Here is a 24,303-nt window from a genome sequence, read left to right on the forward strand (position 1 = left end):
TTTTTTTATATCTTTTATAATGGAACTATTTTTTGTGCTTTTTGTTTTATTTGTGGTAGGAGCTTTTCTGCTCTACTCCAGTATGTTTCTATTGAGCTTATTGGATGATATTTGGATTTCCATTTTTAAAAAACCTCTTTATATTCATCTTTATTTTAGGCCAAAAAAAATAACACCACAAGAAGAAGCAATTCTAAGAAATTATTTCCCTTTTTATAAAAAATTATCTGAGAAACATAAGCGTTTCTTCCATCATAGAGTTGCCTCTTTTAATAAAAAGTATTTATTTATTTCAAGAGATGATTTTCAGTTGGATACCAATGTTCAAACCCTGATAGCGGGAACTTTTGTAATGCTCACTTTTGGAATGAGACGTTATTTATTGAACTCTTTTGATAAAATAATTATTTATCCTGAACAATATTTACCTGCTCATAGTCAGGAATTTTATAAAGGGGAATTCAATCCAAGAATGAAAGCAATTGTTTTTTCATGGAAAGATTTTATGGAAGGTTATGAAATAAACAACGACAATTTAAATCTTGGTATCCATGAGTTTTCACATGTAGTACACTTTCATAGTTTACGAAATACAGATGGCAGTGCTTTAACCTTTAGAAAGTATTATGAAAAATTAGTAAAAGAAGTAAATCATCCACCAAATAGGGATAGATTAATTAATTCAAATTATTTTAGAATTTATGCATATACCAATCAGTTTGAGTTCATTTCGGTGATTATAGAACATTACTTTGAGACACCACAAAGCTTCAAAACTGAATTTCCAGAGTTGTTTTTAAATGTGAGTTTAATGCTAAATCAAAAACTTTAGTTTCTACCAAAACACTGTATACAAAGCAGCCAAAACAGCTATAATAATCAACATACCAACAGTAAAACTTGGAGACATTTTGAACATCGTTTTGTCTACTTCTAAACCATTGGTTTGAACTCCTTTTTTAGTTTCATACATACTTATAAAATACATACCTATTACACAAAGAAGAAATACAAATCCCATTCTGTCTATAAACGGAATTTCGTATAAGCCACTAGCATTTGGTACTGCAAATCCGAAATCGTATAGGAATGACAAATCAACAAATGCAGGCATAAATTTGAAGATTATAGAGAAAATAAATCCGCCAATGGTTGCAAATAAAGCCGCATTAGAGGTTGTTTTTTTCCAAAAGAAACCTAAGATGAACATCGCAAAAACACCTGGACTTACAAATCCTGTATATTCCTGAATGTATTGAAAACCTCCTTTTTTATCAATGCCTAAAAATGGCGCTACCAAAACCGCTATTAACATGGCAACAATGATTGTTTTCTTTCCAATGTTGACTAATTTTTTCTCATTCGCATCTACATTCAGTTTGGTTTTATAAATATCCAAAGTAAAAATGGTAGCAATACTGTTTGCTTTTCCAGCCAAAGATGCCACAATTGCTGCAGTCAAAGCCGCAAACGAAAGTCCTTTCAATCCCACGGGAAGCAAGTTCAATAAAGTTGGATACGCGCGGTCAGGATTTATGGTTCCATCTTGTAACATCTCCGTTTGAAAATGCCCATTTTGGTATAAAACAAAAGCGGCAATTCCAGGTAAAACTACAATTACGGGCATTAATAATTTGAGGAAAGCGGCAAATAAAATACCACTTCGGGCTGTTTTTAAATCCGCACCCAATGCTCTTTGAGTGATGTATTGATTACAACCCCAATAATTCAAATTGATAATCAACATTCCACCAATCAAAACAGATAATCCAGGCAAATCCATATAATTTGGATTTGTTTTTTCGAAAATCATGTGAAAATGGTCATTAGCATGTGTCGTCATCAGATTAAATCCGTTTATAACTCCTTCTGAACCAAATTCTTTTGCGACTAAATTCAATGCCAAATAGGTAGTTACTAATCCACCTAAAATCAAAAAGAAAACCTGAATAACATCGGTATATCCAATAACTTTCATGCCACCAAGGGTAATCATCACTGCAAAAAAGGCTAAGAAAATCATGCATAGCGTAATATCCAATCCCGAAATACTACTTATCGCCAAAGCACCCAAATACAAAATAGAAGTCAGATTAACCAAAACATAAAGTAACAGCCAAAATACCGCCATAATCATGGCCACATTACTATTATACCTTTTATTGAGGTATTGAGGCATGGTGAAAATCTTATTTTTCAAATATACAGGCATGAAAAAAACAGCAACAATAATCAATGTCGCAGCTGCCATCCATTCATATGTCGCAATCGCCAATCCCATTTTGAAACCGCTACCACTCATCCCGATAAATTGTTCAGCACTGATGTTACTAGCAATCAATGATGCGCCAATTGCCCACCAAGTTAGTGAACCTTCAGCTAAAAAATAATCGTTACTGTTGGTTTGTGCTTTCTTTTTTCGGTTATAAATCCAAAATCCGTATCCAACAATGATGACGAAGTAGGCGAAGAAAACAATATAATCTTGGTTAGCTAATGTTTGCATACTAATTGTTTTTAGTTTTATAATGTTGGTTTGGTAATTCTCTTAAAATGGTAGCACTTTGTTCTGGAGAAATATCACGTTGTGCTTCGCCTAACATTTCGTAACCCACCATGAATTTTTTCACAGTGGCACTACGCAATAAAGGTGGGTAAAAATGCATGTGAAAATGCCATTCTGGATGCGAAACTCTATCTGTTGGCGCTTGATGAATTCCAGAAGAGTAGGGGAAAGAGGTTTCAAAAAGGTTATCATATTTCACAGTAATTCCTTTTATGATTTCTGCGAAAGCTTTGGTTTCTTCATTAGTCATTGCTATGATATTTCCAAAATGTCTTTTGCTGATAATCATCGTTTCATAAGGCCAAGTTGCCCAAAAAGGAACCAAAACGACAAAATGCTCATTTACTAAAACGATACGATCTTCTTTTTTTAATTCTTGGTCCAAATAATCTTTCAGCAAACTGGTTTTATATTTTTCGTAATAGGAGCGAAGGTTTTTTTTGGTTTTTTCTACTTGTGTTGGTAAAGAAGATTGCGCCCAAATTTGTCCGTGTGGATGTGGATTACTGCAACCCATTATACTACCTTTATTTTCAAAAATCTGAACGTAATTGATGAAGTCGTGACTGCCCAATTCGATGTATTGTTCCTTCCAAGTTTGCACGACTTTTTCAATTTCTGAAACTTCCATTTCGGGTAATGTCAGATTATGTTTTGGCGAAAAGCAAACTACTTTATTAATGCCTCTTTCAGGTTTTAATTGGAACAATTGTTGGTTTTTGTTTTCAAATGCAACTTCCTCTTTTAACAATGCTGAAAAATCATTTTCAAAGACAAAACAGTCGGAATAATTTTCGTTTTGAATACCATTGGCACGCACATTTCCAGCACACAAATAACAATCAGCATCATGTTCTGGTCGATTGTCTTCAATAATTTTTTCCTTTTGACCTTGCCACGGACGTTTTGCACGATGAGGAGAAACTAATATCCATTCGTCAAGTAATGGATTGTATCGTCGATGTGGATGTTCGTTATTGTTGAATTTTTGCATAATTTTACTTTTAAATCCTGACAGGTTTAAGAAACCTGTCAGGATTAATTAGTTTTTAAATTCTGTTGTTCCTTTGGATATTTTTACTTTATATGATTTTAATTCTATTCCAAATTCGGAATGATATTGTTTCGCTATTTTTTCGATTAAGTCATCTTCTGCTCCTTTTTCAACTAAATTAATAGAACATCCACCAAAACCACCACCCATCATTCGAGCACCGATGACGGATTTTTCTTTTTTTACAGCATCGACCAAAAAATCAATTTCATCACAACTCACTTCATATTCTTGGGATAAACCTTTGTGTGTTTCAAATAGTAATTCCCCTAAAAGAGGAATGTTTCCTTTGTCTAATGCATAGCAAGCTTTTCCAACACGGGCGATTTCTTGTATTACATAATGACTTCTTTTGAAAATGTTTTCAGTCATTTTATCTTTTACGTTTTGGAGATGTGTAATGTTGCAATCTCTGAAGCTTGAAATTTCTGGATATTTTTTTTTGATAATGGATAATCCTTCTTCACATTCCTCACGTCTTGTATTATATGCCGAAGTAAATAAGGAATGTTTCACATTACTATCTAATAAAAGTATGGAATAATCACTGAAATTAGCTTCATGATATTCAAATTCCAATGTTCTACAATCAATTTTGATAACTTTGTTTTCTTTACCCATAACACTGGAAAACTGATCCATAATACCACAATTAATTCCGACCCAATGCTCAGCCTTTTGCCCCATCAAAGCTATGTCTACTGGTTTTATATTAAGATTGAATATTTCGTTGATACCAAATAAAAAACCACATTCTAAAGCTGCAGAAGAAGACAAACCTGAACCAACAGGAATGTTACTTCTGAAAACACAATTGAACCCATCAAATTGAAAACCTTTCAATTTCAATTGTTGCAAAACACCACGGAGATAATTTGTCCACACTTTTTCATCAAATGTGATTTCATCGTCCAGATTTATTTCAAAGTATTCATCCAAGTCAATGGCTATAATTTTGGAAGTTTTTGTGTTGTTTTTTTCAAAAGCAAAACAAATAATTTTATCAATGGCAGCTGGCAAAACAAAACCATCATTATAATCAATGTGTTCCCCAATGATGTTAATTCTTCCTGGAGAAAGAATAATTTTTTCAGGAGCGTTACCAAAGTTTCTCTGGAAAAAGTCAGTTGTGCCGTTTATTAATATAGTGTTCATTATTTAGAAACAAGTTTTAAAACTACAGAGCCAGTTTGTAGTCCATTAGATTTAGCTTCAAACTTTACTTCACCAGTAGTTTTCCCCGCTTGAATTATTACTTGACATTTTCCGTTGAATACACTTCTTTGCCAAGCATCATCGGAACATTTATCTGGCTCGTGTGAACTTGGATCGCCATTTCCAACGCCAATTATTTTTGCATCGCCAGAAATATAAAATTTCACCAAATTATCTGAGATTGGAACTTCTCTTCCTTTGTCATCCGTTATGGAAATATTTATTACTGTTGCATCTTTTCCATCGGCTGTTAAAATCGTTTTATCTGGAGAAAGTAAAACGTTATATGCTTGTCCAGTAGTTTCAACTTTTGAAGTTATTTTTTTGCCTTTTTTGTATCCAATAGCTTCCAAAGTTCCAGGTTCGTAATTTACATTCCATTGCAAATGGCTATTTCTTTCCATGGTTTTCTTTCCTAAACTTTTTCCATTTAAGAAAAGCTCTACTTCATCGGCATTTGAATTTACCCAAATATCAATTGGTTTACCCAATTTTTCTGGCCAATTCCAATGTGGAGAAATATGTAAAATATCTTCATTGGTCCACCAACTTTTATAATAGTAATAAATGTTTTTTGGGAATCCACAAACATCTAAAATCCCAAAATGCGAACTGATATTTGGCCATTTATAAGGAGTTGGTTCACCACGATAATCAAAACCTGTCCATACAAATCCGCCAAGCCAAAAATCATTTTCAGCGGCTAATTTCCACCACGTTTCGGCTTTGCTTGCCCACCATGGATGCGTTATATCTTGGTCGGGAACATAAGCTCTAATTTCATCTTTTTCGTAAATTCCACGAGTGGTAACGGTGCTTCCCATTTCAGTTCCAAGAAGTGGTTGGTTTGGATGATCGCGATGATAATCGGCTACAGCATATTCTCTGTAATTAAATCCACGAATTGGAATGACTTCGTTGACACCTTTAAAATCATTAGCCATATCGGCAGCATAAGTACTTGTTCGCGTTGGATCTAAATCTTCTTGAATGGCTAAAAGTGTTTGGGCAATTTTTTTGCCATAGTCATTCCCTTGAATGTTTTGCTCTTCATTTCCAATGGACCATAAAAAAACAGAAGCGTGATTTCTATCGCGTTTGATTATTCGCTTGAATTGGTCAATATATTCTGGACTACTATTCAATAAACGCTGCTCGTCAACCACCAACATTCCTAAACTATCGCAAGCATCTAAAAGTTCCGGTGTTGGAGCGTTATGGCTTGCTCTGTATGCGTTAGAACCCATTTCTTTTAATAATTTTATGCGGTAATATTGCATATAATCAGGTAGAGCACTTCCAATTCCGGCGTGGTCTTGGTGGTTGTTTGTTCCTTGAATTTTGATGTGTTTTCCATTTAAGAAGAAACCTTTAGTAGAATCAAATTTCACTGTTTTAATTCCGAAACGTGTTTTGGTTTGATGCACAATTTGATTTCCTGATTTTACTACGGAAATAACTTTGTACAAATAGGGATTTTCTAACGACCAAAGTTGGGCGTTATTTAGATTTAATCTCTGTTTAACTGTATAATCTTTGTTGATTCCTAAAGTCACTTTTTGTTCCGAAGATTTGGCCAAAACTTTTCCATTTCTATCTGTAACATAGGCGTAAACAGAACAATTGGAAACTTTTAAATTGTTGTTTTGAACTGTAGTTTCAACGTTTACAATGGTATTTTTCCCTTTCACTTCAGAATGTACAAAAACACCATCTTCAGGAATGAAAATTTTATCGGTTATATTCAACCAAACGTGACGATAAATTCCAGCGCCTTCATAAAACCAACCTTCATATTGTGTGGCATCTACTCGAATTACAATGACATTATCGCCTTCAAAATTTACATAATTAGAGACATCAAAAGAATTGCCGACGTAACCGCTAAAATTGGTTCCCACATAAAATCCGTTGAACCAAATTTCTGCATTTCTATAAATTCCATCAAATTGAAGTTCGAAACGTTTTCCATTGTTTTTTTTATCGACAGAAAAATGTTTTCGATACCAACCAATACTCGTTTCTGGATACATGCCACCAACTGGTTTGTAGCCGTGACTGTCCATTTCAACTTGTTCCGATTTTACGAAAGGAAGTTCGACAACCCAATCGTGTGGAATGTTGATTTTTTTCCAAGTCGAATCGACAAATTTTGGATTGACAATCGTATTTGCAAATACATTTGACTTATGCAACAAACCCGTTTTACTGTAGTCGAAATCTTTTTCAGGATTAGACGCATGACCAAAATGAAACTTCCAATCTTCATCTAAACTTATTTTTTCTTGTGATACTGCATTTAAAAAATTAAGTAGAAAACAAGAGATTAAAATTGATAATTTTCCGATTTTATTTGATAGCATGTTTCGCATCTTTTTAATTTTCTTTAAACGCATCCAATGCTAGTGAAGGTTTTCCATCGGCTTGCCAAGCGCTTAAACTATAACCACTCCACGATTTTGCGCCTTGCGGTTCCCAATAGATAACGCCCAAACCTCTATTATTTGGAACATTTTTTACAGCTTTGATTGTTGCTTTTAATAATTCGTAAGTATTTTGAACTTTATCATCTTCACCTCCAACTTCAACAATCATTACATCTTTGTTATAACGTTTTACCATATCTTTTAGGTTGAATTCTAAATCGGCAATGGTTTCAGTGTAATCTTTTTTAATCCAAAAAGGATAATAAGACAAACCAATAATATCGTATTTTACTTTTTGCGCCGTGGCATTATCAAAGAACGTTCTGAATTTGGCATTGTTATTTCCTTCGTCAACATGAACGATAACTTTGATGTTTTTGTCAACCTTTTTTACAGCATCATAGCCTTTGTTTAATAATTGTCCGAGTTGTTTCCAATTATCAGTGCTACCATCTGGCCAAAGCATTCCACCAGGAATTTCATTTCCAATTTGAACCCACTCTGGAGTTACACCAGCATTTTTTAAAGCTGAAATCACCTCAAAAGTATGTGTATAAACGTCATTTAATAATTCAGGAAACGAATGTTTTTCCCAAGCTTTGGGTTTAAATTGTTTTGCTGGATCAGCCCAAGAATCAGAATAATGAAAATCAATCATAACTCGCATTCCCATTTTTTGAGCTCGTAAAGCCATCGCAACGGTTTCCTCTTTACCGCAATGTCCGCTTGCTTTATCATCATTTGGATTTACCCAAACACGAAGACGGACGGAATTTATTCCTCTATCTTTTAACAATTGCAAACATTTCTTTTCGGTTCCATCTTTGTCGTAAAATTTGTACCCAGTCGCTTCCATTTGTGGTAACCAACCTACATCGGCACCTTTTGCGAAACTTGTTTTTGTAGTTTTACAAGATGAAAATGCAATTGAGCATAAAAATAAAATGATTATTTTTTTCATGATTAATTTTCGCTAAATGCATCCATTACTGGAAGTGCATTAGTATTAAAATCCCACAATGCTTGATTCTCCCACGAAGAACCGTTAGTAGATTGTATTCCTCTGAATGCTACCCACTCTGAACCCCAATAACAAAAGCCAATTCCGTTTGTGGTTTGTTTTAGAAGTGCTTTTATTGCTAATAAGTAATTTTTTTGACCATCACTTGTAGCTGGATAAGACGGAATTAATTGATTGTTCAGTCCAATAATATTATTAGTCCAATCGTTCCAATCTAAAGTAAATGGATAAGCGGTTTCTGCAATAAGTACTTTTTTATTGAATGTTTGACTTAAAGAATTTATAGTGGAAGTGACATCGGCTAAAATTTTTCCATGCCAAACAGGATAGTAGGATATACCGATATAATCATAATCAATGGAACTCATTTTATTGAAATACCAAGTCGCACCACTTCCAATTCCTGCATAATGCAACATGATTTTAGTAGTTGGAGAAATTGCCCTAATGGTTGACGTTGCGCTTTGAACCAATTGAAGATATTGCGATTCGTTTGTAGTTAATTTTCCTTCTGGCCAAAGCATACCGTCGTTGGTTTCATTTCCTATTTGAATAATGTCAGGATGAATTTCATTGATTATAGTTGTAGTATATGTAGCAACTGCAGTTTTTAAATCGTTAAAATTCAAACTTTCCCATTCCATTGGTTTGGTTTGGTTGGCAGGATCAGCCCAAGTGTCTGAATAATGAACTGTTAACCAAACCTTCATTCCAGCATTTTTTGCACGAATTGCTAAAGCTTTTACTTCAGCTAATCCTGAATGCCCATCGGATGGATTTTTCCAAAGGCGTATTCTTATGGTATTACAGCCAGCATTTTTTAAAGTGGTCAAGGCATTTTCTGTGATGCCATTGTGTTTGTAAAAAGTACCTTCACTTTCAATTAATGGTAAATAGGACATGTCTGCACCTCTGATAAAATCATCTTGTGTTGACTCAGAATTATTTTCTGAGGAACAAGATAGTATCACTATTGTGCTAAGAATAAAGTATATTTTTTTCATATTGCCTAATTATAAATTTTCAAATTTAAATATTGTCTGATGTAAATATTCTTCTCCTTTTTTCAAAATTGCATTAGGAAAATGCATATGATTTGGTGCGTCAGGAAAATTTTGCGTTTCAAAACAAATGCCACTAAATGGATGATACTCGGTGTTTTCTTTTCCTTTTATTTGATTAAAACAATTTCCGCCAATATAGATGTGAACAGCAGGTTGGTTGGTAAAAACAGACATTTTTAGTTTATTCTTTTCACTAAAGAGTGATGCTGCCAAAGTATTAGTGTTTTCTAAAATAAATGTAGTATCAATTTTTTGAGGACATTTTTTTTGAATTTTAAAATCAAAAGGATGCTTTTTTAAAGCAATAAATTCGCCCGTTGGTATATTTTCTTCAGTTGTATTTAAAATCTTTGAAGAATTCACGAATAATTCTTGATTGCCAATAGTATTATCATGACCATCAAGATTGAAATAACTGTGTTGTGTTAAATTAATAATGGTGTCTTCTGATGTGGTTGCTAAAAAGGAAACCATAAGTTCATTGGCTTCTGTTATTGTATAAGTAACTTTTACTATCACTTCACCTGGAAAATTTTCCTCCTTATTTTTACTTGTATATTCTAAAGTAATGGAAGGATTGTCAACAGAAGTAGAAGCTATAACTTTCCAAAATTTTCTTCCAAAACCCATTAAGCCACCATGTAGTTGATGAGAATTATGGTTTTTCGTTAGTACTATTTTTTTACCATTAAGAATGAAAGAAGCGTCATTGATTCGTCCAGCATATCTTCCAACAACACTTCCAAAATAAGGAGCACTCGGTAAATTAAATGAATTGATATAATCTTCTAATTTTTTAAAACCCAAAACCACATCTATTTTTTTTTCATCCGAAATGGGGATTTTTAAAGAAGTGATGGTTGTACCATAATTAATTACGCTCAATTCCATTCCGTTTTTATTCGATAATGTATAGCAGAATATCTCATTGCCATCAGGCATAAAACCGAATGATTTCTTAATTATTGTGGGTTCAATTTGTAGAAAATGATTTTTATCCATCGTTTTTTTATCGATTTGATAACGAAATTATATTTTTATATCATGTTACCATACCACTACCTACCAGTTTTTTTGTAACTTACCACCAGTTACTATTTTTCAATGAAAATAATAAATATCAATACCTATTCAAATCAGCCAAAATACAAACAGATAGTTCTGTCTGTAGAAATGGCAATTGCTGAAAAAAGACTTAAAATTGGGGATAAGTTACCATCTGTTAACAAAGTGAGTTTGGAATTTTCTATATCTCGCGATACCGTTCTAATAGCTTATGATGAATTGAAGAAGCGAGGTATTATTTATGCTGTTTTGGGAAAAGGATATTATGTGAAGAGTGTAGAATTTACTTTGGAACAAAGAATATTTTTATTATTTGATGAGCTGAATGCCTTTAAAGAAGATTTGTATAATTCGTTTATAGAACATGTCAATAAAAATTTTCAGACGGATATTTTTTTTCATCATTTTAATTTAGAGATGTTTAAAAAACTGGTAAACGAGAGTATAGGAAATTATTCCAATTACATAATAATGCCATCTAATCTTGAAGGTACTTCGGAAATAATTAAATCATTACCACTCAACAACACTTATATTTTAGACCAAACAAACAATGCATTAAGTGGATATCCTTCCATTCATCAAGATTTTGAGACGGATATGTATGATGCTTTGCTTTTCGGAAAAGGTAAATTAGAAAAATATGATGAACTAATACTAATCTTTCCTGGAGATAAAGAACCAATAGGAATGGTAAGAGGATTTAGAAAATTTTGTAGTGAAAATAATTTTAAAAACACCATAATTTCAAGCTTTGAAAGGAATGAAATTAAAAAAGGAGATTTATTTATAATTCCAAGTGATAGGCACTTGGTTAATGTTATAGAACAGTCAAAAAGGCAAAAATTAAAATTGGGAATCGACTATGGAATTATTTCTTATAATGATACTTCATTAAAAAAAGTTGTTGAAAATGGAATCACAACTATTTCAACTGATTTTAATGAAATGGGAAAAATTTTAGCAGAAATGGTTAATGCTAATTCGAAATCACAAATTCGAAATTACAGTAAATTAATCATTAGAAACTCCTTGTAAATAGGCTATGAAGTTAATTTCTTCAAATCAGCAATGGTTTCTATTGGATTTTCAGATTTGAAGACAAAATTCCCAGCTACCAAAACATCTGCGCCATATTGAGTAAGTTGTTTTGCGTTTTTGCTTGTCACACCTCCATCAATTTCAATTAAAGTTGAAGCATTTTTTCTGATGATAAGCTCTTTTAGTTTTTCAATTTTGGAATAGGTGTTTTCAATAAATGACTGTCCACCAAATCCTGGATTTACACTCATTAAACACACCAAATCAATATCGTTAATAATATCTTCTAATAAATGAATGTTTGTATGAGGATTTAGTGCTACTCCAGCTTTCATTCCTTCTGCTTTTATAGCTTGTAAAGTTCTATGCAAATGATTGCACGCCTCGTAATGAACGGTCAAGTTATTAGCGCCTAAAGCAGCAAAAGTTTTTATATATCGATCTGGGTCAACAATCATTAGGTGAACATCAATAGTTTTTTTAGCATGTTTAGCAATAGCTTCTAAGACAGGCATTCCAAAAGATATGTTGGGAACAAAAACACCATCCATGATGTCAATGTGAAACCAATCAGCTTCACTGTTGTTAATCATTTCAATATCTCTTTGCAGATTAGCAAAGTCGGCTGCAAGAACAGATGGTGCAATTAAAGTATTTTTCATGTATTTGTGATGTTTTGGCAAAGATAATTATAAAAAACAAAACTCCGGTAATCAGCCGGAGTTTCAATCATCAATCAAAAAACGAACAGTTAATCAGACTGTTGTTAACGGTTTTAGGATTAACCTAAATATGTTTTTAAAATTTTACTTCTAGAAGTATGTTTTAATCTACGGATTGCTTTTTCTTTAATTTGACGCACACGCTCACGAGTTAAATCGAAAGTTTCTCCAATTTCTTCTAATGTCATTGGATGTTGATCGCCTAAACCAAAATACAAACGAACTACATCAGCTTCTCTTGGTGTTAAAGTTTCTAATGAACGCTCAATTTCGGTACGCAAAGATTCATGGATTAATTCTCTATCTGGATTTGGAGATTCGCCAGAACGTAAAACGTCATATAAGTTTGAATCTTCTCCTTCAACTAGTGGTGCATCCATTGATAAGTGACGACCAGAGTTTTTCATGCTCTCTTTTACATCATTTACAGTCATGTCCAACTCTTTGGCAATTTCTTCAGCACTTGGTGGTCTTTCATTAGATTGCTCTAATAAAGCATACATTTTGTTGATTTTATTGATAGAGCCAATTTTATTCAAAGGCAAACGAACAATACGAGATTGCTCAGCTAAAGCCTGAAGAATAGATTGACGAATCCACCAAACGGCATAAGATATAAATTTAAAACCACGCGTTTCATCAAAACGTTGCGCTGCTTTTATCAACCCTAAGTTTCCTTCGTTAATCAAATCGGGAAGTGTTAAACCTTGGTTTTGGTATTGTTTTGCTACTGAAACCACGAAACGCAAATTTGCTTTAGTCAATTTTTCTAAAGCTCTTTGGTCTCCAGCTTTAATTTTCTGTGCTAATTCAACTTCTTCATCGGCAGTAATTAAATCTACTTTTCCAATTTCTTGAAGGTACTTGTCTAAGGAAGCAGTTTCACGATTAGTTACCTGCTTGGTGATTTTAAGTTGTCTCATTTATTTTGTCTCCTTTACTTTAAAGCGTTCAGGTGATTGTACGTATTGAATTGGTAAAAAGTTACAAAATCTACATAAAAAAACCTTGATAACTTAATTATCAAGGTTTATAGTTGGTTTAATTAATATTATAATTTTCGACTACCTGACCAATTGCCGCTTTCTGAAAATGAATTTTCCCAATTTCCACTGATGCTGTTGTTGTTGCGTGACCCAGTAAATGATCCTCCTTCAAAACTACCACTTATAGAGTTACTTAATACTAAACCATATAACTCTACAGAGTCTGATGAACTATTTGGTTTTGCTAAACCATAAATTTCACCATCTGAAATAATCAAATTAAAAACGCCTGAGTCATCTCCATTAAAGGTTCCTTTAAAGCACTCAACTAATGCATCAGAGTACTCTTTTATAACATAAATATTTGCATTAGGATGTCCGCTAATTGAAATGTTATAAACTTCTGCAAAATCTCCATTAGAATCTACATAAAAGTCAAATGAGGAACTTCCATTGGTAAATGTTAAACCATTTATCGCTGAACCTTCAGTTACTGTCTCTGTTGTAGTGTAAGTAGCACTATTTCCGTCAATAACAAGTTCTGCGAAAATTTCTCCCTCATTATTGATGTTGATTAAAATGGTTCCTGATGAGCCGACAAATACTCCTTTGTAAATACCAAAATTACTGTTATCATAAGCAGGTTTTGCTTCTGGTGTGTTTGATAAGCTAGTTCCTGATGAGTCATCACTTGAACATGAAAAAGTTAAAACTCCAATAATTAATGTTAAAAATAGTTTTTTCATAATATTATATATTTTAAGTTATTGATAATAAATTTAATAAATACTTTTTATCGATTTGTTTATTTTCGTTTAAATGTTAAAATAATCGATTATTAACACATAAAAACCCCAACTCAATTGCTCAAGTTGGGGTTCTTTATTAATTAAAAAAAAGTAATTACTCTTTTTTCTCTTCTCTTGGAGGTCTTGGTAAAAGTGCTTTTTTAGACACTTTTTCTTTTCTTGTTTTTGGGTCAATACCTAAATATTTTACCATAAACACATCGCCCATTTTTACAACATCGGATACATTTTCTGTTCTTTCCCAAGCTAGCTCAGAAACGTGAAGCAATACTTCGTTTCCTGGAGCATCAGTATATTCTACAACCGCTCCAAAATCAAGCATTTTAATTACTTTAACTTCATACGACTCGCCAACTTGTGGTTTGAAAATGATAGAGTCAATTTTTGCTAAAACAGCTGCAATTCCATCTGGATCAGTTCCAAGGATTTCAACAACACCTTGTTCGTCAACTTCGTTAATTACAATTGTACAACCAGTAGCTTTTTGTAATTCTTGAATTACTTTACCACCAGGTCCAATTAATGCACCAATAAAGTTTCCAGGAATGGTACGCATGATAATTTTTGGAGCATGAACTTTAACATCTGCATTTGGTTTTGGAAGTGTTTCTAATATTTTTCCTAAAATATGCAAACGGCCATCACGTGCTTGAGCCAAAGCTTGTTCCATGATTTCATATTTCAATCCATCAATTTTGATATCCATTTGACAAGCTGTAATTCCTTCAGAAGTTCCAGTTACTTTGAAATCCATATCTCCTAAATGATCTTCATCACCTAAGATATCAGACAATACAGCAAAACGATCGCCATCAGTAATTAATCCCATTGCAATTCCAGAAACTGGTCTAATCATTTGAATACCAGCATCCATTAATGATAATGTTCCAGCGCAAACCGTAGCCATTGAAGAAGAACCATTTGATTCTAAAACTTCAGAAACCACACGAATGGTATAAGGACAATCAGTAGGTATCATGTTTTTCAATGCACGTTGAGCCAAGTTTCCGTGACCAACTTCTCTTCTTGAAGTTCCTCTTAACGGACGAGCTTCTCCTGTTGAAAATGGTGGAAAATTATAGTGTAAATAGAATTTTTCTTCTCCTTGTTCTGATGGTGAATCAATTTGGTTAGCTTCTCTAGAAGTTCCTAAAGTGGCTGTTGCCAATGCTTGTGTTTCTCCACGAGTAAACAAAGCAGAACCGTGAACTGATGGTAAATAATTTACTTCACTCCAAATAGGACGAATTTCATTAGTTTTTCTTCCATCAAGACGTATTCCTAAATCTAAAGTTACATTACGAACTGCTTCTTTGTTGACTTTATAGAAATATTTAGAAACTAAATCTCCATTTTCTGCTAATTCTTCTTCTGTGAATAACGCTTTTACTTCTTCTTTTACAGCGTCAAATGCAGCAGAACGTTCATGTTTAGCAGAACCTTTACTAGCAATAGCATAAATTTTATCATAAGCCCCTGCTTTTACTTTAGCGTAAATAGCTTCGTCTTCTTTTTCTTGTTCATAAGTACGAACTTCTTTTTTTCCAAAAGCTGCCGCTAATCTTTCTTGAGCAGCAATTTGTACTTTAATATGTTCGTGAGCAAATTTAATGGCTTCAACCATTTCAGCTTCTGAAATTTCTTTCATTTCTCCTTCTACCATGGCGATAGAGTCTGTTGAAGCACCAATCATCATGTCAATATCAGACAATTCTAATTGTGCACGAGATGGATTGATGATGAATTTTCCATCAATTCTTCCAACTCTGGCTTCTGAAATTAAAGTTTCAAATGGAATATCAGATAAAGCCAATGCTGCCGAAGCGGCTAATCCTGCTAATGCATCTGGCATAACATTATCATCATGTGACATTAATTGGATCATCACTTGAACTTCTGCATGATAATCATTTGGGAAAAGCGGACGCAATACTCGGTCAACTAATCTCATGGTTAACACTTCGCTATCACTTGGACGCGCTTCTCTTTTGAAGAAACCACCAGGAAAACGTCCTGATGCTGCAAATTTTTCGCGATAATCTACCGTTAAGGGTAAAAAATCGATACCTGGACTTGCTTTTCTTGCGGATACTACTGTTCCTAAAATAACAGTATTTCCAATTCTAACTACTACAGAACCGTCAGCTTGTTTTGCTAATCGTCCTGTCTCGATTGTGATGCTTCTGCCATCACCTAAATCGATACTTTCTACAAATAATTGTGGAATCATAAATTTCCTTTTTTAATTTTACATTGGTTTGCCTGCCTGTCGACAGAATAGTTGTGTTGTTGTAGTTGTTGTATTCCAATGAAAAACTAAACTTTTTTTATAAAAACGTTTAAAAACAAAAAGAGGCACTTTCGCACCTCTTTAAATATGTATTATTTTCTAATACCTAATTCTTTAATAATCTCACGATATCTATTGATATCTTTTTTCTTTAAATAGTCTAGAAGACTTCTTCTTTTACCTACCAAAAGTACCAACGAACGCTCTGTGTTGTAATCATGACGATTTTTTTTCAAGTGCTCAGTTAAGTGAGATATTCTAAATGTGAACAATGCGATTTGTCCTTCTGCAGATCCTGTGTTTTCTGCTTTTCCTCCGTGTTTAGCGAAGATTTCTGCTTTAACTTCATTAGTTAAGTACATGCTAATATTATTTAATGATTATTATGTATAAATCAAGATTTTCTTAATTCGTGTGCAAATGTAGAAAAAAATACGATATATAAAACACGATATTGGAATTATTTTTACGATTAAAATAATTTTGCAACTTCCTCATTTACAAATTCTAAAAATCGTTCATCCAATTCGGTGAATGGGTCAAGTACATGGCTATCAATATCAATCTGTCCAATGTTAATTCCGTTTACGAACAATGGAACAACGATTTCAGACTTAACAGTAAAGCTACAAGCGATATAATTATCTTGTGCTGCAACATCGGGAACTACAAAATTGGCATTGGACTCCGCTACTTGTCCGCAAATACCTTTCCCAAAAGGAATAACCGTGTGATCTGTTTCGGCGCCAACATATGGTCCAAGATGCAACGTTTTATTTTCGTGATTGGCAAAATAAAAACCAACCCAATTATAGTAGGCAACGTTGTCAGATAAGAATTTGCATAGATTTTTTAATTTAATATCTCTTTCAGTATTTGTTTCAGATAGAATAGTTATCACTTGAGGTTTTAAGCTTTCGAAATTCATAATTTGATTTTTAGGCGATTAATTTGTGCAAAACTGTGCAATCTCTGTTCAATTTCAATTTTATGCAAAAGTAAGGACTGCGCTTTTTTTATTTTATATAAATTTGTTAAAAATTACACTTTGAAAAATTTGTTGGTGCAATACAAACCATTTTTGCTTTTTCTTGGGAAATTTGTATTGAGTTATTTATTGCTAACCATTGTTTATCAATCCTATTTGAATCGGTTTGATACTTCAAAAAATGAGGTCGATACTTTTACACAATTAGTGGCAAATCAAACCGAAACTGTATTGTCTTGGTTCGACTCGCAATCATACACCATGCCTCATCTCAAAGAACCAAGTGTAAAAATGTTCTATCACAATACATACATTTCACGAATAATTGAAGGATGTAATGCCCTAAGTGTTATTATTTTATTTATTGCTTTTACACTAGCATTTACTGGAAAATTTAAAAACACGATTATTTTTATTGCCTTGGGAAGTATAGTAATCCATGTTTTGAATATTACTCGGATTGCCTTGTTATGTATAGCATTATATCATTTTCCTGAAATGGAACATATTTTACACGGTGTTATTTTTCCATTGGTGATTTATGGAGTTGTTTTTTTATTATGGATTCTATGGGTTAATAAATATTCAAATTATGCTACAAGTATTGCTGAAAAATAAGCAAAAATTATTTTGGTCGTTGTTTTTACTATTGCTCTTGGTTTTGATAAGAGTTTTTGAAGACACGTTATTTTATGATCCGTTTTTGAATTATTTCAAAAGTGAGTATTCCCATTTACCCTTTCCAGAAATAAACATTTTCAAATTATTTTTTAGTTTGGGAATGCGCTTTTATCTCAATTCGGTGATTTCATTGTTTCTATTGTATGTAATTTTTAAAGACACCAAAATTGTCAAATTCTCTATTTTGCTTTACATGATTTTGGGTTCGGTGTTGATGATAAGTTTCATTTTTGTACTCACTTTTTTTGGAGAAGAAAATAAAATGACCTTATTCTACATCAGAAGATTTATTATTCAGCCAATATTCATTCTCCTTTTCATACCCGCTTTTTATTATCAGAAACAAACGAAGAAATGACCTTTTTTTCGTAACTTTACTTATGTTCTAAAACTAAAATATAATTTGGTTTATCATGAAAATAGTAAAGCATTCAGGAAATATCGTTGATTTCAATCGAGACAAGCTTAAAAATTCTTTGCTGAAATCTGGTGCCAACAAAATGATTGTTGAGGAAGTTTTGAAAAATATCGAAAGTCAAATTTACGAAGGTATTTCTACCAAAAAAATTTACAAGTTAGCCTTTGCATTATTAAAAAAATCTTCTAATTCTCATGCAGCGCGGTACAATTTACGTGCTGCCATTCAGCTTCTCGGTCCAGCTGGTTTCTTTTTTGAAAAGTTTATCGCCAGGTTGTTCATTTCCGAAGATTATTTGGCGCAAACCAATCTTTTCTTATCAGGTAAATGTGTGGGACACGAAGTTGATGTTGCCATCATGAAGAACAATGTTATAGAAATGGTAGAATGCAAATTCCATTCGGGAAAGGATGCTAATTCTGATGTGAAAGTACCCATGTATATTTTGTCGAGATTTAATGATTTGAAAGATAGAAGTCATCTCATTTATACTAAAAATGATAAAATTTTGGGATGTTGGATTGTAACCAATAATAGGTTTACATCAGATGCAATACTATTTGCTAAATGTTCTGGATTAAAATTATTGAGTTGGGATTATCCTGAAAAAAATAGTTTGAGTAAAAAAATTGACAATAATCAATTGTATCCAATTACGTGTTTGACAACATTAACTATTTCTGAAAAAGATAAACTTATGGTGCTTGATATCATTTTGGTTAGAGAAATTTTGGATACTCCGGAAACTCTAGAAAAAATTGGATTAAGTCCAAACAGAATAAAAAATGTTTTAAAAGAAGCCTCAGAGCTTTGTAAATACATATAAAAATGAAAATTAAATTCTTAGGTGGAGCAGGAACTGTAACAGGTTCAAAAACTTTGGTAGAAAGCAATGGCGTTAGAATACTGATAGATTGCGGACAGTTTCAAGGAATAAAACCTTTACGTGAACTCAATTGGGAACCATTGCCAATTTTACCGTCAACCATCGATTTTGTATTGCTGACTCACGGACATCTAGACCATTGTGGTTGGTTGCCAAGATTGGTAAACCAAGGTTTTGAAGGGAAAATTTATTGTACTAGTCCAACAGCAGCTATAGCCAAATTGATTTTATTGGATAGTGCCAAAATTCAAGAAGAAGAAGCCGAGCGTGCGAACAAAGATCGTTTTTCAAAACATGAAAAAGCCGAACCATTATATGATGTTGCTCAAGCAGAAAGAGTTTTCCCATTATTTAGAGTTGTAAAGACAAATGACGAAGTGGCTTTGGATGCTGAAATTTCCGCTCGATTTTTTAATGCGGGACATATTATTGGTGCTTGTTCTATTGAACTAAAATTGGAAAATAAAACATTAGTTTTCTCAGGAGATATTGGTCGCGATGACGATGTGCTTATGTATGCTCCAGTAAAACCAAAAAAAGCCGATTATATTTTTCTGGAAAGCACTTATGGCAATCGAATTCACCCTGATGAAGATGTAAAATTATTGCTCGAAACATACATCAACAATACATTTCAAAATGAAGGAACTGTTATCATTCCTAGCTTTGCTGTAGAAAGAGCACAAACTATTATGTTTTTACTTTGGCAACTGAAAAAAGAAGAAAGAATTCCAAATATTCCTTATGTAATTGATACTCCAATGGGAATAAGCGTATTGGATATTTTTACTAATAACAAAAAATGGCATAAACTTTCCTTGGAAGAGTGTACCGAAATGTGTCAAATGTTTACCATGAATTCAGAGTATCAAGAAACGATTGAAACCATTTATGACAAACAACCCAAAGTAGTTATCGCTGCTAGCGGAATGATTACTGGCGGAAGAGTGTTGAGTTATTTAGAACGCTATATAGGTTTGCCTGAAACCACAGTTATCATTGTAGGATATCAAGCCGAAGGAACACGTGGTAGAAAATTACTCGAAGGCGCAACAGAGCTTAAAATTTACGGAAAATATTATCCTGTTTTAGCCAAAATTCGAGAAATAGAAGGTTTGTCTGCTCACGGTGATCAAAATGATTTATTAAATTGGCTTTCTGAATTAGAAAACAAACCGGAAAAAGTATTTTTAGTGCATGGCGAAAATCAATCTGCAGACGAATTGCGCATCAAAATTCATGAAAAATATGGGTATGATTGTGCCGTTCCATTGATGGGACAAGAGATTGATTTGTAAAGTTTTAATACTATTTTAAGTTTTTGGTTCAATATTATAAGTAACTTTGCAACATGATTTTGAAAAAGCACATAAGTTTTTTAATCGCTTTACTCGTATTGGTTTCCAATTCGGGATTAGCTTTTAGTGTTCATTATTGTGGCGGAAAAATTGCGGCTGTTTCTTCTGTTTTTTCTCAAGAAGAAGTTTGTCAAATGCCAATAAAGGTTGAAAAAACCTGTTGTGCAAAACAAGAAACTGCTAATAAAGGTTGTTGTTCTGATAAAAAAATTAACTTAAAAAGTAAAGCCGAACAAGTCATCATCAAGACCATTTCTCTTGACTTTGAACCAGTTTATTTCTCTGACTATAGAAACCAACTATTTGCTGAAATTGAAACTCAGCATTTTTCAAATGAAAAAGTGGCATTTTATTGTCAATCAAATGCACCACCGCTTTACAAACTCTACTGCCAATATACTTTTTACTCCTGATTTTAAACTGAATTTATTTCAGTTTCTCTAACCCTTAGAGGAATTTAATTGCAATAATTAAATTTAAAATCTTTTAAAATGAAAAAAACACTGTTATTTCTAACATTGCTGTTTTGTACAATTGCTTTTTCACAAGAAAAATTAGAAGAAGTAAAAGTAAAAGCCAACAAAAAAGGAATAAAAAAATCACTTTCAGGAACAGCCAATACAACGGTTGTAACAAGCAAAGAATTACTCAAAGCTGCCTGTTGTAATCTAGCCGAAAGTTTTGAAACCAATCCATCGATTGATGTAAATTTTTCGGATGCTCTGACTGGAACCAAACAAATAAAAATGCTTGGACTAACTAGTCCTTATATTATGATAACCGAAGAAAACATACCTTCGGTTCGTGGCGCTTCACAAGCTTATGGATTGTCTTTTACACCAGGAACTTGGGTGGAAAGTATCCAAATTACCAAAGGCGCAGGAAGCGTTGTTAATGGTTACGAAAGCATTTCAGGCCAAATCAATACGGAATTAATAAAACCGATGAAAGACATTCCGTTTTTCTTGAATGCTTATGGCGACTCAGGAAGTAGATTTGAATTGAATACACATTTCAACAAGCAAGTTTCCGATTATTGGGCAACAAGTTTGTTTGTTCATGGTAATGCGCGTGTGGCCAAAAATGACATGAACGACGATGGATTTATGGATAATCCGTTGGGAAAACAATTCAATATTGTCAATCGTTGGCAATATTCTAATCCTGAAACAGGTTGGGTTTCATTTTTAAATCTCCGATTTATGAATGATGAGAAGCAAACAGGAGAACTCAATTTTGATCCCGACAGCGATAAACTGACAACCAATTATTGGGGTTCAGAAATCAATACGGAACGATTGGATTTCACCTCAAAAGTAGGTTATGTTTTCAAAGACATGCCCTATCAAAGCATTGGTTTTCAAAACGCTTTTACCAGTCATAATCAGCAATCGTATTTTGGATTAAACCAATACGATATCAAGCAACAAAGTTTTTATTCGAATTTGATTTTCAATTCTATAATCAGCAATACGATGCATAAGTTTGCCACTGGATTGAATTTTACATATGATAAATATGCGGAGTTTGTAAACCTTACTGATGTTAGTAGAATTGACAATTCTGTCGGTGCTTTTTTTGAATATACCTTTGACGACGACGATAAATTCAGTTATATATTAGGTGGAAGATTGGATTATCACAATAGGTTAGGGGTATTTTTTACGCCAAGATTGCATGTGAAATATAATCCTTGGGATAAATCAGTCATTCGATTTTCTGCCGGAAGAGGAAAACGCGCTGCCAATATTTTTGCCGAAAATCAAAATCTTTTTGCGAGTTCAAGAGTTTTTTCAGTGCTAGACACTGATGGAAAAATATATGGTTTAAATCCAGAGATTGCATGGAATTATGGGCTGAGTTTTACTCAAAACTTTATGTTGTTTGGTAAAAGTGCTGATGTAGGATTTGATTTTTATCGAACCGATTTCCAAAATCAAGCTGTTGTAGATGTTATGAACTCTCCGCAACAAGTTTTGTTTTATGATTTAAAAGGAAAATCATTTGCCAACAGTTTGCAACTCGATTTTAATTTAGAAATTATCAAACATTTGAATTTGAGAACTGCTTATAAATACTATGATATTTCAACAGATTACCTTTCGGGAAGTTTTCAAAGACCTTTGCAAGCCAAGCATCGTTTCTTTGGAAATATAGAATATGAAACACATATAAAAGAAAAAGGGAAACAATGGAAATTTGATTACACTTTGAATTGGCTTGGAAAACAACAATTACCCAATACAGCTAGTAATCCTGAGCAAGATAGACTTCCTGAATTTTCACCATCATTTGCCGTTATGAATGCGCAAATTACTCGAACTTTTTCTAGTACTTTTGAAATGTATATTGGTGGAGAGAATATTGGAAATTATCGTCAAGATAAAGCGGTTTTGGGAAGTGACAACCCATTTGGTCCAACTTTTGATACTTCTATAGTGTATGCGCCAATTTTTGGTCAAATGTATTATGCTGGATTGCGATTTAAAATAAAATAGAAATCAATTTAAATAACAATAAAAAAATAGAAAATATGAAAAATACAATTTTAGGAATGATGTTACTGTTCTTCGCCTTTTCAACTCAAGCGCAAGAACAAAAAAGTAAAAATGCTAAATATGAGTTCGAAGTAAATGGCAACTGTGAACAATGTCAAAAGCGAATTCAGAAAGCGGCTTTTTCTGTTAGCGGTGTCAAATCAGCGACTTGGAATGTTGAAACACATCAAATGGTAGTAATTATCAATGAGGAAAAATGTTCGTTGCTAGATGTTAAAAAAGCCATTGCCAAAGTTGGTCACGATACCGAAGAAGTCAAAACTACTCAAGAGGTTTATGATAATCTTCATGGCTGTTGCAAATACGAAAGAAAATAATTTATGAACTCCCAAAAGTAATTTTTTGGGAGTTTTTCTTTTTTACTCAAGGCGAAAATTGTTTTTATATAAAAGTCAAAAATCATTTTTTTTTGATTAATTTCACGCTCGATTTTTACACAATTTAATTATAAAATGCATGAATGATTTTGATTGGTTGCAATTGCTAAATCCAGAGTTTTACATAACAATGTCTGTTGGTGGAGTAAAAATTGGACTTTGGATAGTACTGTTTATAGTTTTTGCCGAAACAGGATTGTTCGCAGGTTTCTTTCTTCCGGGTGACAGTTTACTTTTTTTAGCAGGCATTTATAGCCGTAGTTTAATCGAAAATTTCACTTTCATCGAGAGTGATTTGGTCAATGTAGTGCTATTGTCAACTCTAGTTGCACTTGCTGGAATTCTTGGGAATATGATGGGTTATTGGTTTGGAGCTAAAAGTGGTTATTACTTATATAAAAAAGAAGACAGCTTTTGGTTTAAGAAAAAGTACTTAATTCAGTCCAAGGATTTCTTCGAAAGATTTGGTGGGAAAGCCATTATTTTTGCTCGTTTCTTGCCTATTGTCAGAACTTTTGCACCTATTGTTGCTGGAATTGTAACAATGGACAAAAAGAAATTCATGTTCTACAACATCGTAAGTTCTTTTCTTTGGTCTTTTGTGTTAATTTTTTCTGGACATTATTTGTATGGGATGTTCCTTGATAAATATGATATTGATTTAAAACATCATATCGAAAAAATAGTTATTGGAATAATATTCATATCAACTTTGCCTGTCTTTTTGAAAATGATTAAGAAGCATCCAAAAACTGAAGGGGAAGAATAAAAACATACA

The 24,303-nt window shown here is 33.0% G+C and carries 24 protein-coding genes; 10 read left to right on the forward strand and 14 right to left on the reverse strand.

Annotation, left to right across the window (positions count from 1 at the left end):
* Nucleotides 1–19 precede the first annotated feature (19 nt).
* Complete coding sequence (locus tag ACSVH2_RS04580) at nt 20–832, forward strand: zinc-dependent peptidase (RefSeq protein ID WP_438091974.1); 813 nt, start codon at nt 20–22, stop codon at nt 830–832.
* Between the two features lie 3 nt (nt 833–835).
* Here ACSVH2_RS04580 and ACSVH2_RS04585 read toward each other — a convergent pair whose 3' ends face one another.
* The 7 genes from ACSVH2_RS04585 to ACSVH2_RS04615 are packed head-to-tail and all read right to left on the reverse strand — an operon-like array spanning nt 836 to nt 10,348.
* Nucleotides 836–2,506 carry a sodium/sugar symporter gene (locus ACSVH2_RS04585; protein WP_438091975.1) on the reverse strand — a complete coding sequence of 557 codons (1,671 nt, stop codon included), beginning with the start codon at nt 2,504–2,506 and terminating at the stop codon, nt 836–838.
* Nucleotide 2,507: 1 nt separating this feature from the next.
* Nucleotides 2,508–3,560 carry a UDP-glucose--hexose-1-phosphate uridylyltransferase gene (locus tag ACSVH2_RS04590; protein ID WP_438091976.1) on the reverse strand — a complete coding sequence of 351 codons (1,053 nt, stop codon included), beginning with the start codon at nt 3,558–3,560 and terminating at the stop codon, nt 2,508–2,510.
* Between the two features lie 48 nt (nt 3,561–3,608).
* Entirely contained in the window at nt 3,609–4,775 is a 1,167-nt protein-coding gene (gene galK / locus ACSVH2_RS04595) for a galactokinase (RefSeq protein ID WP_438091977.1), read from the reverse strand.
* Entirely contained in the window at nt 4,775–7,198 is a 2,424-nt protein-coding gene (galA, locus tag ACSVH2_RS04600; RefSeq protein ID WP_438091978.1) for a beta-galactosidase GalA, read from the reverse strand. Before galA ends, galK begins: the two co-directional genes overlap by 1 nt.
* Before the next feature lie 13 nt (nt 7,199–7,211).
* The gene (locus tag ACSVH2_RS04605; protein WP_438091979.1) at nt 7,212–8,222 is read right to left on the reverse strand and encodes a glycoside hydrolase family 53 protein; all 1,011 of its coding nucleotides are present in this window, start codon (nt 8,220–8,222) and stop codon (nt 7,212–7,214) included.
* 2 nt (nt 8,223–8,224) lie between these two features.
* A complete protein-coding gene (locus ACSVH2_RS04610) occupies nt 8,225–9,286 on the reverse strand; it encodes a glycoside hydrolase family 53 protein (RefSeq protein ID WP_438091980.1) in 1,062 nt (353 codons plus the stop codon).
* A 9-nt stretch (nt 9,287–9,295) separates the two neighbouring features.
* Nucleotides 9,296–10,348: an aldose epimerase family protein gene (locus tag ACSVH2_RS04615; RefSeq protein WP_438091981.1), complete on the reverse strand. Its 1,053-nt coding sequence runs from the start codon at nt 10,346–10,348 to the stop codon at nt 9,296–9,298.
* 102 nt (nt 10,349–10,450) lie between these two features.
* Here ACSVH2_RS04615 and ACSVH2_RS04620 point away from each other — a divergent pair, with 102 nt between their 5' ends.
* Nucleotides 10,451–11,449 (forward strand): GntR family transcriptional regulator, encoded by a 999-nt coding sequence (locus ACSVH2_RS04620; protein WP_438091982.1) that lies wholly within the window; start codon nt 10,451–10,453, stop codon nt 11,447–11,449.
* Nucleotides 11,450–11,454: 5 nt separating this feature from the next.
* On the opposite strand, the gene rpe is transcribed toward ACSVH2_RS04620, so the two are convergent.
* From rpe to ACSVH2_RS04650, 6 genes are all read right to left on the reverse strand, one after another.
* Nucleotides 11,455–12,114 (reverse strand): ribulose-phosphate 3-epimerase, encoded by a 660-nt coding sequence (gene rpe / locus ACSVH2_RS04625; RefSeq protein WP_438091983.1) that lies wholly within the window; start codon nt 12,112–12,114, stop codon nt 11,455–11,457.
* A gap of 119 nt (nt 12,115–12,233) precedes the next feature.
* Entirely contained in the window at nt 12,234–13,097 is an 864-nt protein-coding gene (locus ACSVH2_RS04630; protein WP_026707723.1) for a sigma-70 family RNA polymerase sigma factor, read from the reverse strand.
* Between the two features lie 128 nt (nt 13,098–13,225).
* Complete coding sequence (locus tag ACSVH2_RS04635; protein WP_438091984.1) at nt 13,226–13,906, reverse strand: hypothetical protein; 681 nt, start codon at nt 13,904–13,906, stop codon at nt 13,226–13,228.
* Nucleotides 13,907–14,063: 157 nt separating this feature from the next.
* Complete coding sequence (locus tag ACSVH2_RS04640) at nt 14,064–16,199, reverse strand: polyribonucleotide nucleotidyltransferase (RefSeq protein ID WP_438091985.1); 2,136 nt, start codon at nt 16,197–16,199, stop codon at nt 14,064–14,066.
* A 152-nt stretch (nt 16,200–16,351) separates the two neighbouring features.
* On the reverse strand, nt 16,352–16,621 hold the full coding sequence (gene rpsO / locus ACSVH2_RS04645; RefSeq protein ID WP_162127217.1) for a 30S ribosomal protein S15: 270 nt from the start codon (nt 16,619–16,621) through the stop codon (nt 16,352–16,354).
* A gap of 110 nt (nt 16,622–16,731) precedes the next feature.
* Nucleotides 16,732–17,187 (reverse strand): GAF domain-containing protein, encoded by a 456-nt coding sequence (locus ACSVH2_RS04650; RefSeq protein ID WP_438091986.1) that lies wholly within the window; start codon nt 17,185–17,187, stop codon nt 16,732–16,734.
* 120 nt (nt 17,188–17,307) lie between these two features.
* On the opposite strand from ACSVH2_RS04650, the gene xrtF reads away from it, so the two are divergent.
* The 7 genes from xrtF (at nt 17,308) to ACSVH2_RS04685 (ending at nt 23,465) form a co-directional block, all read left to right on the forward strand.
* Nucleotides 17,308–17,865 carry an exosortase family protein XrtF gene (xrtF, locus tag ACSVH2_RS04655; protein ID WP_438091987.1) on the forward strand — a complete coding sequence of 186 codons (558 nt, stop codon included), beginning with the start codon at nt 17,308–17,310 and terminating at the stop codon, nt 17,863–17,865.
* Nucleotides 17,840–18,286, forward strand: coding sequence for an exosortase F system-associated membrane protein (locus ACSVH2_RS04660; RefSeq protein ID WP_438091988.1), 447 nt, complete (start codon nt 17,840–17,842; stop codon nt 18,284–18,286). Before xrtF ends, ACSVH2_RS04660 begins: the two co-directional genes overlap by 26 nt.
* Nucleotides 18,287–18,341: 55 nt before the next feature.
* Nucleotides 18,342–19,172: an ATP cone domain-containing protein gene (locus ACSVH2_RS04665; RefSeq protein WP_438091989.1), complete on the forward strand. Its 831-nt coding sequence runs from the start codon at nt 18,342–18,344 to the stop codon at nt 19,170–19,172.
* Between the two features lie 2 nt (nt 19,173–19,174).
* On the forward strand, nt 19,175–20,530 hold the full coding sequence (locus ACSVH2_RS04670) for an MBL fold metallo-hydrolase RNA specificity domain-containing protein (RefSeq protein ID WP_438091990.1): 1,356 nt from the start codon (nt 19,175–19,177) through the stop codon (nt 20,528–20,530).
* Between the two features lie 59 nt (nt 20,531–20,589).
* Nucleotides 20,590–21,003, forward strand: a complete 414-nt coding sequence (locus ACSVH2_RS04675; protein ID WP_438091991.1) for an HYC_CC_PP family protein — start codon at nt 20,590–20,592, stop codon at nt 21,001–21,003.
* A gap of 78 nt (nt 21,004–21,081) precedes the next feature.
* Nucleotides 21,082–23,088: a TonB-dependent receptor plug domain-containing protein gene (locus ACSVH2_RS04680; RefSeq protein WP_438091992.1), complete on the forward strand. Its 2,007-nt coding sequence runs from the start codon at nt 21,082–21,084 to the stop codon at nt 23,086–23,088.
* Between the two features lie 35 nt (nt 23,089–23,123).
* On the forward strand, nt 23,124–23,465 hold the full coding sequence (locus tag ACSVH2_RS04685) for a heavy-metal-associated domain-containing protein (RefSeq protein ID WP_438091993.1): 342 nt from the start codon (nt 23,124–23,126) through the stop codon (nt 23,463–23,465).
* Here ACSVH2_RS04685 and ACSVH2_RS04690 read toward each other — a convergent pair.
* Complete coding sequence (locus ACSVH2_RS04690) at nt 23,435–23,578, reverse strand: hypothetical protein (protein WP_438092262.1); 144 nt, start codon at nt 23,576–23,578, stop codon at nt 23,435–23,437. The two genes, ACSVH2_RS04685 and ACSVH2_RS04690, sit on opposite strands and share 31 nt — an antisense overlap.
* Before the next feature lie 26 nt (nt 23,579–23,604).
* Here ACSVH2_RS04690 and ACSVH2_RS04695 point away from each other — a divergent pair, with 26 nt between their 5' ends.
* On the forward strand, nt 23,605–24,294 hold the full coding sequence (locus tag ACSVH2_RS04695) for a DedA family protein (protein WP_438091994.1): 690 nt from the start codon (nt 23,605–23,607) through the stop codon (nt 24,292–24,294).
* Nucleotides 24,295–24,303: the final 9 nt, after the last annotated feature.

It is taken from the genome of Flavobacterium sp. RSB2_4_14 (assembly GCF_051547085.1).
GTDB lineage: Bacteria > Bacteroidota > Bacteroidia > Flavobacteriales > Flavobacteriaceae > Flavobacterium.

Excerpts from the sequence above, each read along its gene's own strand:
- ACSVH2_RS04580 (WP_438091974.1), top strand. The coding sequence starts at position 20 with ATGGAACTATTTTTTGTGCTTTTTGTTTTATTTGTGGTAGGAGCTTTT.
- ACSVH2_RS04585 (WP_438091975.1), bottom strand. The coding sequence starts at position 2,506 with ATGCAAACATTAGCTAACCAAGATTATATTGTTTTCTTCGCCTACTTC.
- ACSVH2_RS04590 (WP_438091976.1), bottom strand. The coding sequence starts at position 3,560 with ATGCAAAAATTCAACAATAACGAACATCCACATCGACGATACAATCCA.
- galK (WP_438091977.1), bottom strand. The coding sequence starts at position 4,775 with ATGAACACTATATTAATAAACGGCACAACTGACTTTTTCCAGAGAAAC.
- galA (WP_438091978.1), bottom strand. The coding sequence starts at position 7,198 with ATGCTATCAAATAAAATCGGAAAATTATCAATTTTAATCTCTTGTTTT.
- ACSVH2_RS04605 (WP_438091979.1), bottom strand. The coding sequence starts at position 8,222 with ATGAAAAAAATAATCATTTTATTTTTATGCTCAATTGCATTTTCATCT.
- ACSVH2_RS04610 (WP_438091980.1), bottom strand. The coding sequence starts at position 9,286 with ATGAAAAAAATATACTTTATTCTTAGCACAATAGTGATACTATCTTGT.
- ACSVH2_RS04615 (WP_438091981.1), bottom strand. The coding sequence starts at position 10,348 with ATGGATAAAAATCATTTTCTACAAATTGAACCCACAATAATTAAGAAA.
- ACSVH2_RS04620 (WP_438091982.1), top strand. The coding sequence starts at position 10,451 with ATGAAAATAATAAATATCAATACCTATTCAAATCAGCCAAAATACAAA.
- rpe (WP_438091983.1), bottom strand. The coding sequence starts at position 12,114 with ATGAAAAATACTTTAATTGCACCATCTGTTCTTGCAGCCGACTTTGCT.
- ACSVH2_RS04630 (WP_026707723.1), bottom strand. The coding sequence starts at position 13,097 with ATGAGACAACTTAAAATCACCAAGCAGGTAACTAATCGTGAAACTGCT.
- ACSVH2_RS04635 (WP_438091984.1), bottom strand. The coding sequence starts at position 13,906 with ATGAAAAAACTATTTTTAACATTAATTATTGGAGTTTTAACTTTTTCA.
- ACSVH2_RS04640 (WP_438091985.1), bottom strand. The coding sequence starts at position 16,199 with ATGATTCCACAATTATTTGTAGAAAGTATCGATTTAGGTGATGGCAGA.
- rpsO (WP_162127217.1), bottom strand. The coding sequence starts at position 16,621 with ATGTACTTAACTAATGAAGTTAAAGCAGAAATCTTCGCTAAACACGGA.
- ACSVH2_RS04650 (WP_438091986.1), bottom strand. The coding sequence starts at position 17,187 with ATGAATTTCGAAAGCTTAAAACCTCAAGTGATAACTATTCTATCTGAA.
- ACSVH2_RS04660 (WP_438091988.1), top strand. The coding sequence starts at position 17,840 with ATGCTACAAGTATTGCTGAAAAATAAGCAAAAATTATTTTGGTCGTTG.
- ACSVH2_RS04665 (WP_438091989.1), top strand. The coding sequence starts at position 18,342 with ATGAAAATAGTAAAGCATTCAGGAAATATCGTTGATTTCAATCGAGAC.
- ACSVH2_RS04670 (WP_438091990.1), top strand. The coding sequence starts at position 19,175 with ATGAAAATTAAATTCTTAGGTGGAGCAGGAACTGTAACAGGTTCAAAA.
- ACSVH2_RS04680 (WP_438091992.1), top strand. The coding sequence starts at position 21,082 with ATGAAAAAAACACTGTTATTTCTAACATTGCTGTTTTGTACAATTGCT.
- ACSVH2_RS04685 (WP_438091993.1), top strand. The coding sequence starts at position 23,124 with ATGAAAAATACAATTTTAGGAATGATGTTACTGTTCTTCGCCTTTTCA.
- ACSVH2_RS04695 (WP_438091994.1), top strand. The coding sequence starts at position 23,605 with ATGAATGATTTTGATTGGTTGCAATTGCTAAATCCAGAGTTTTACATA.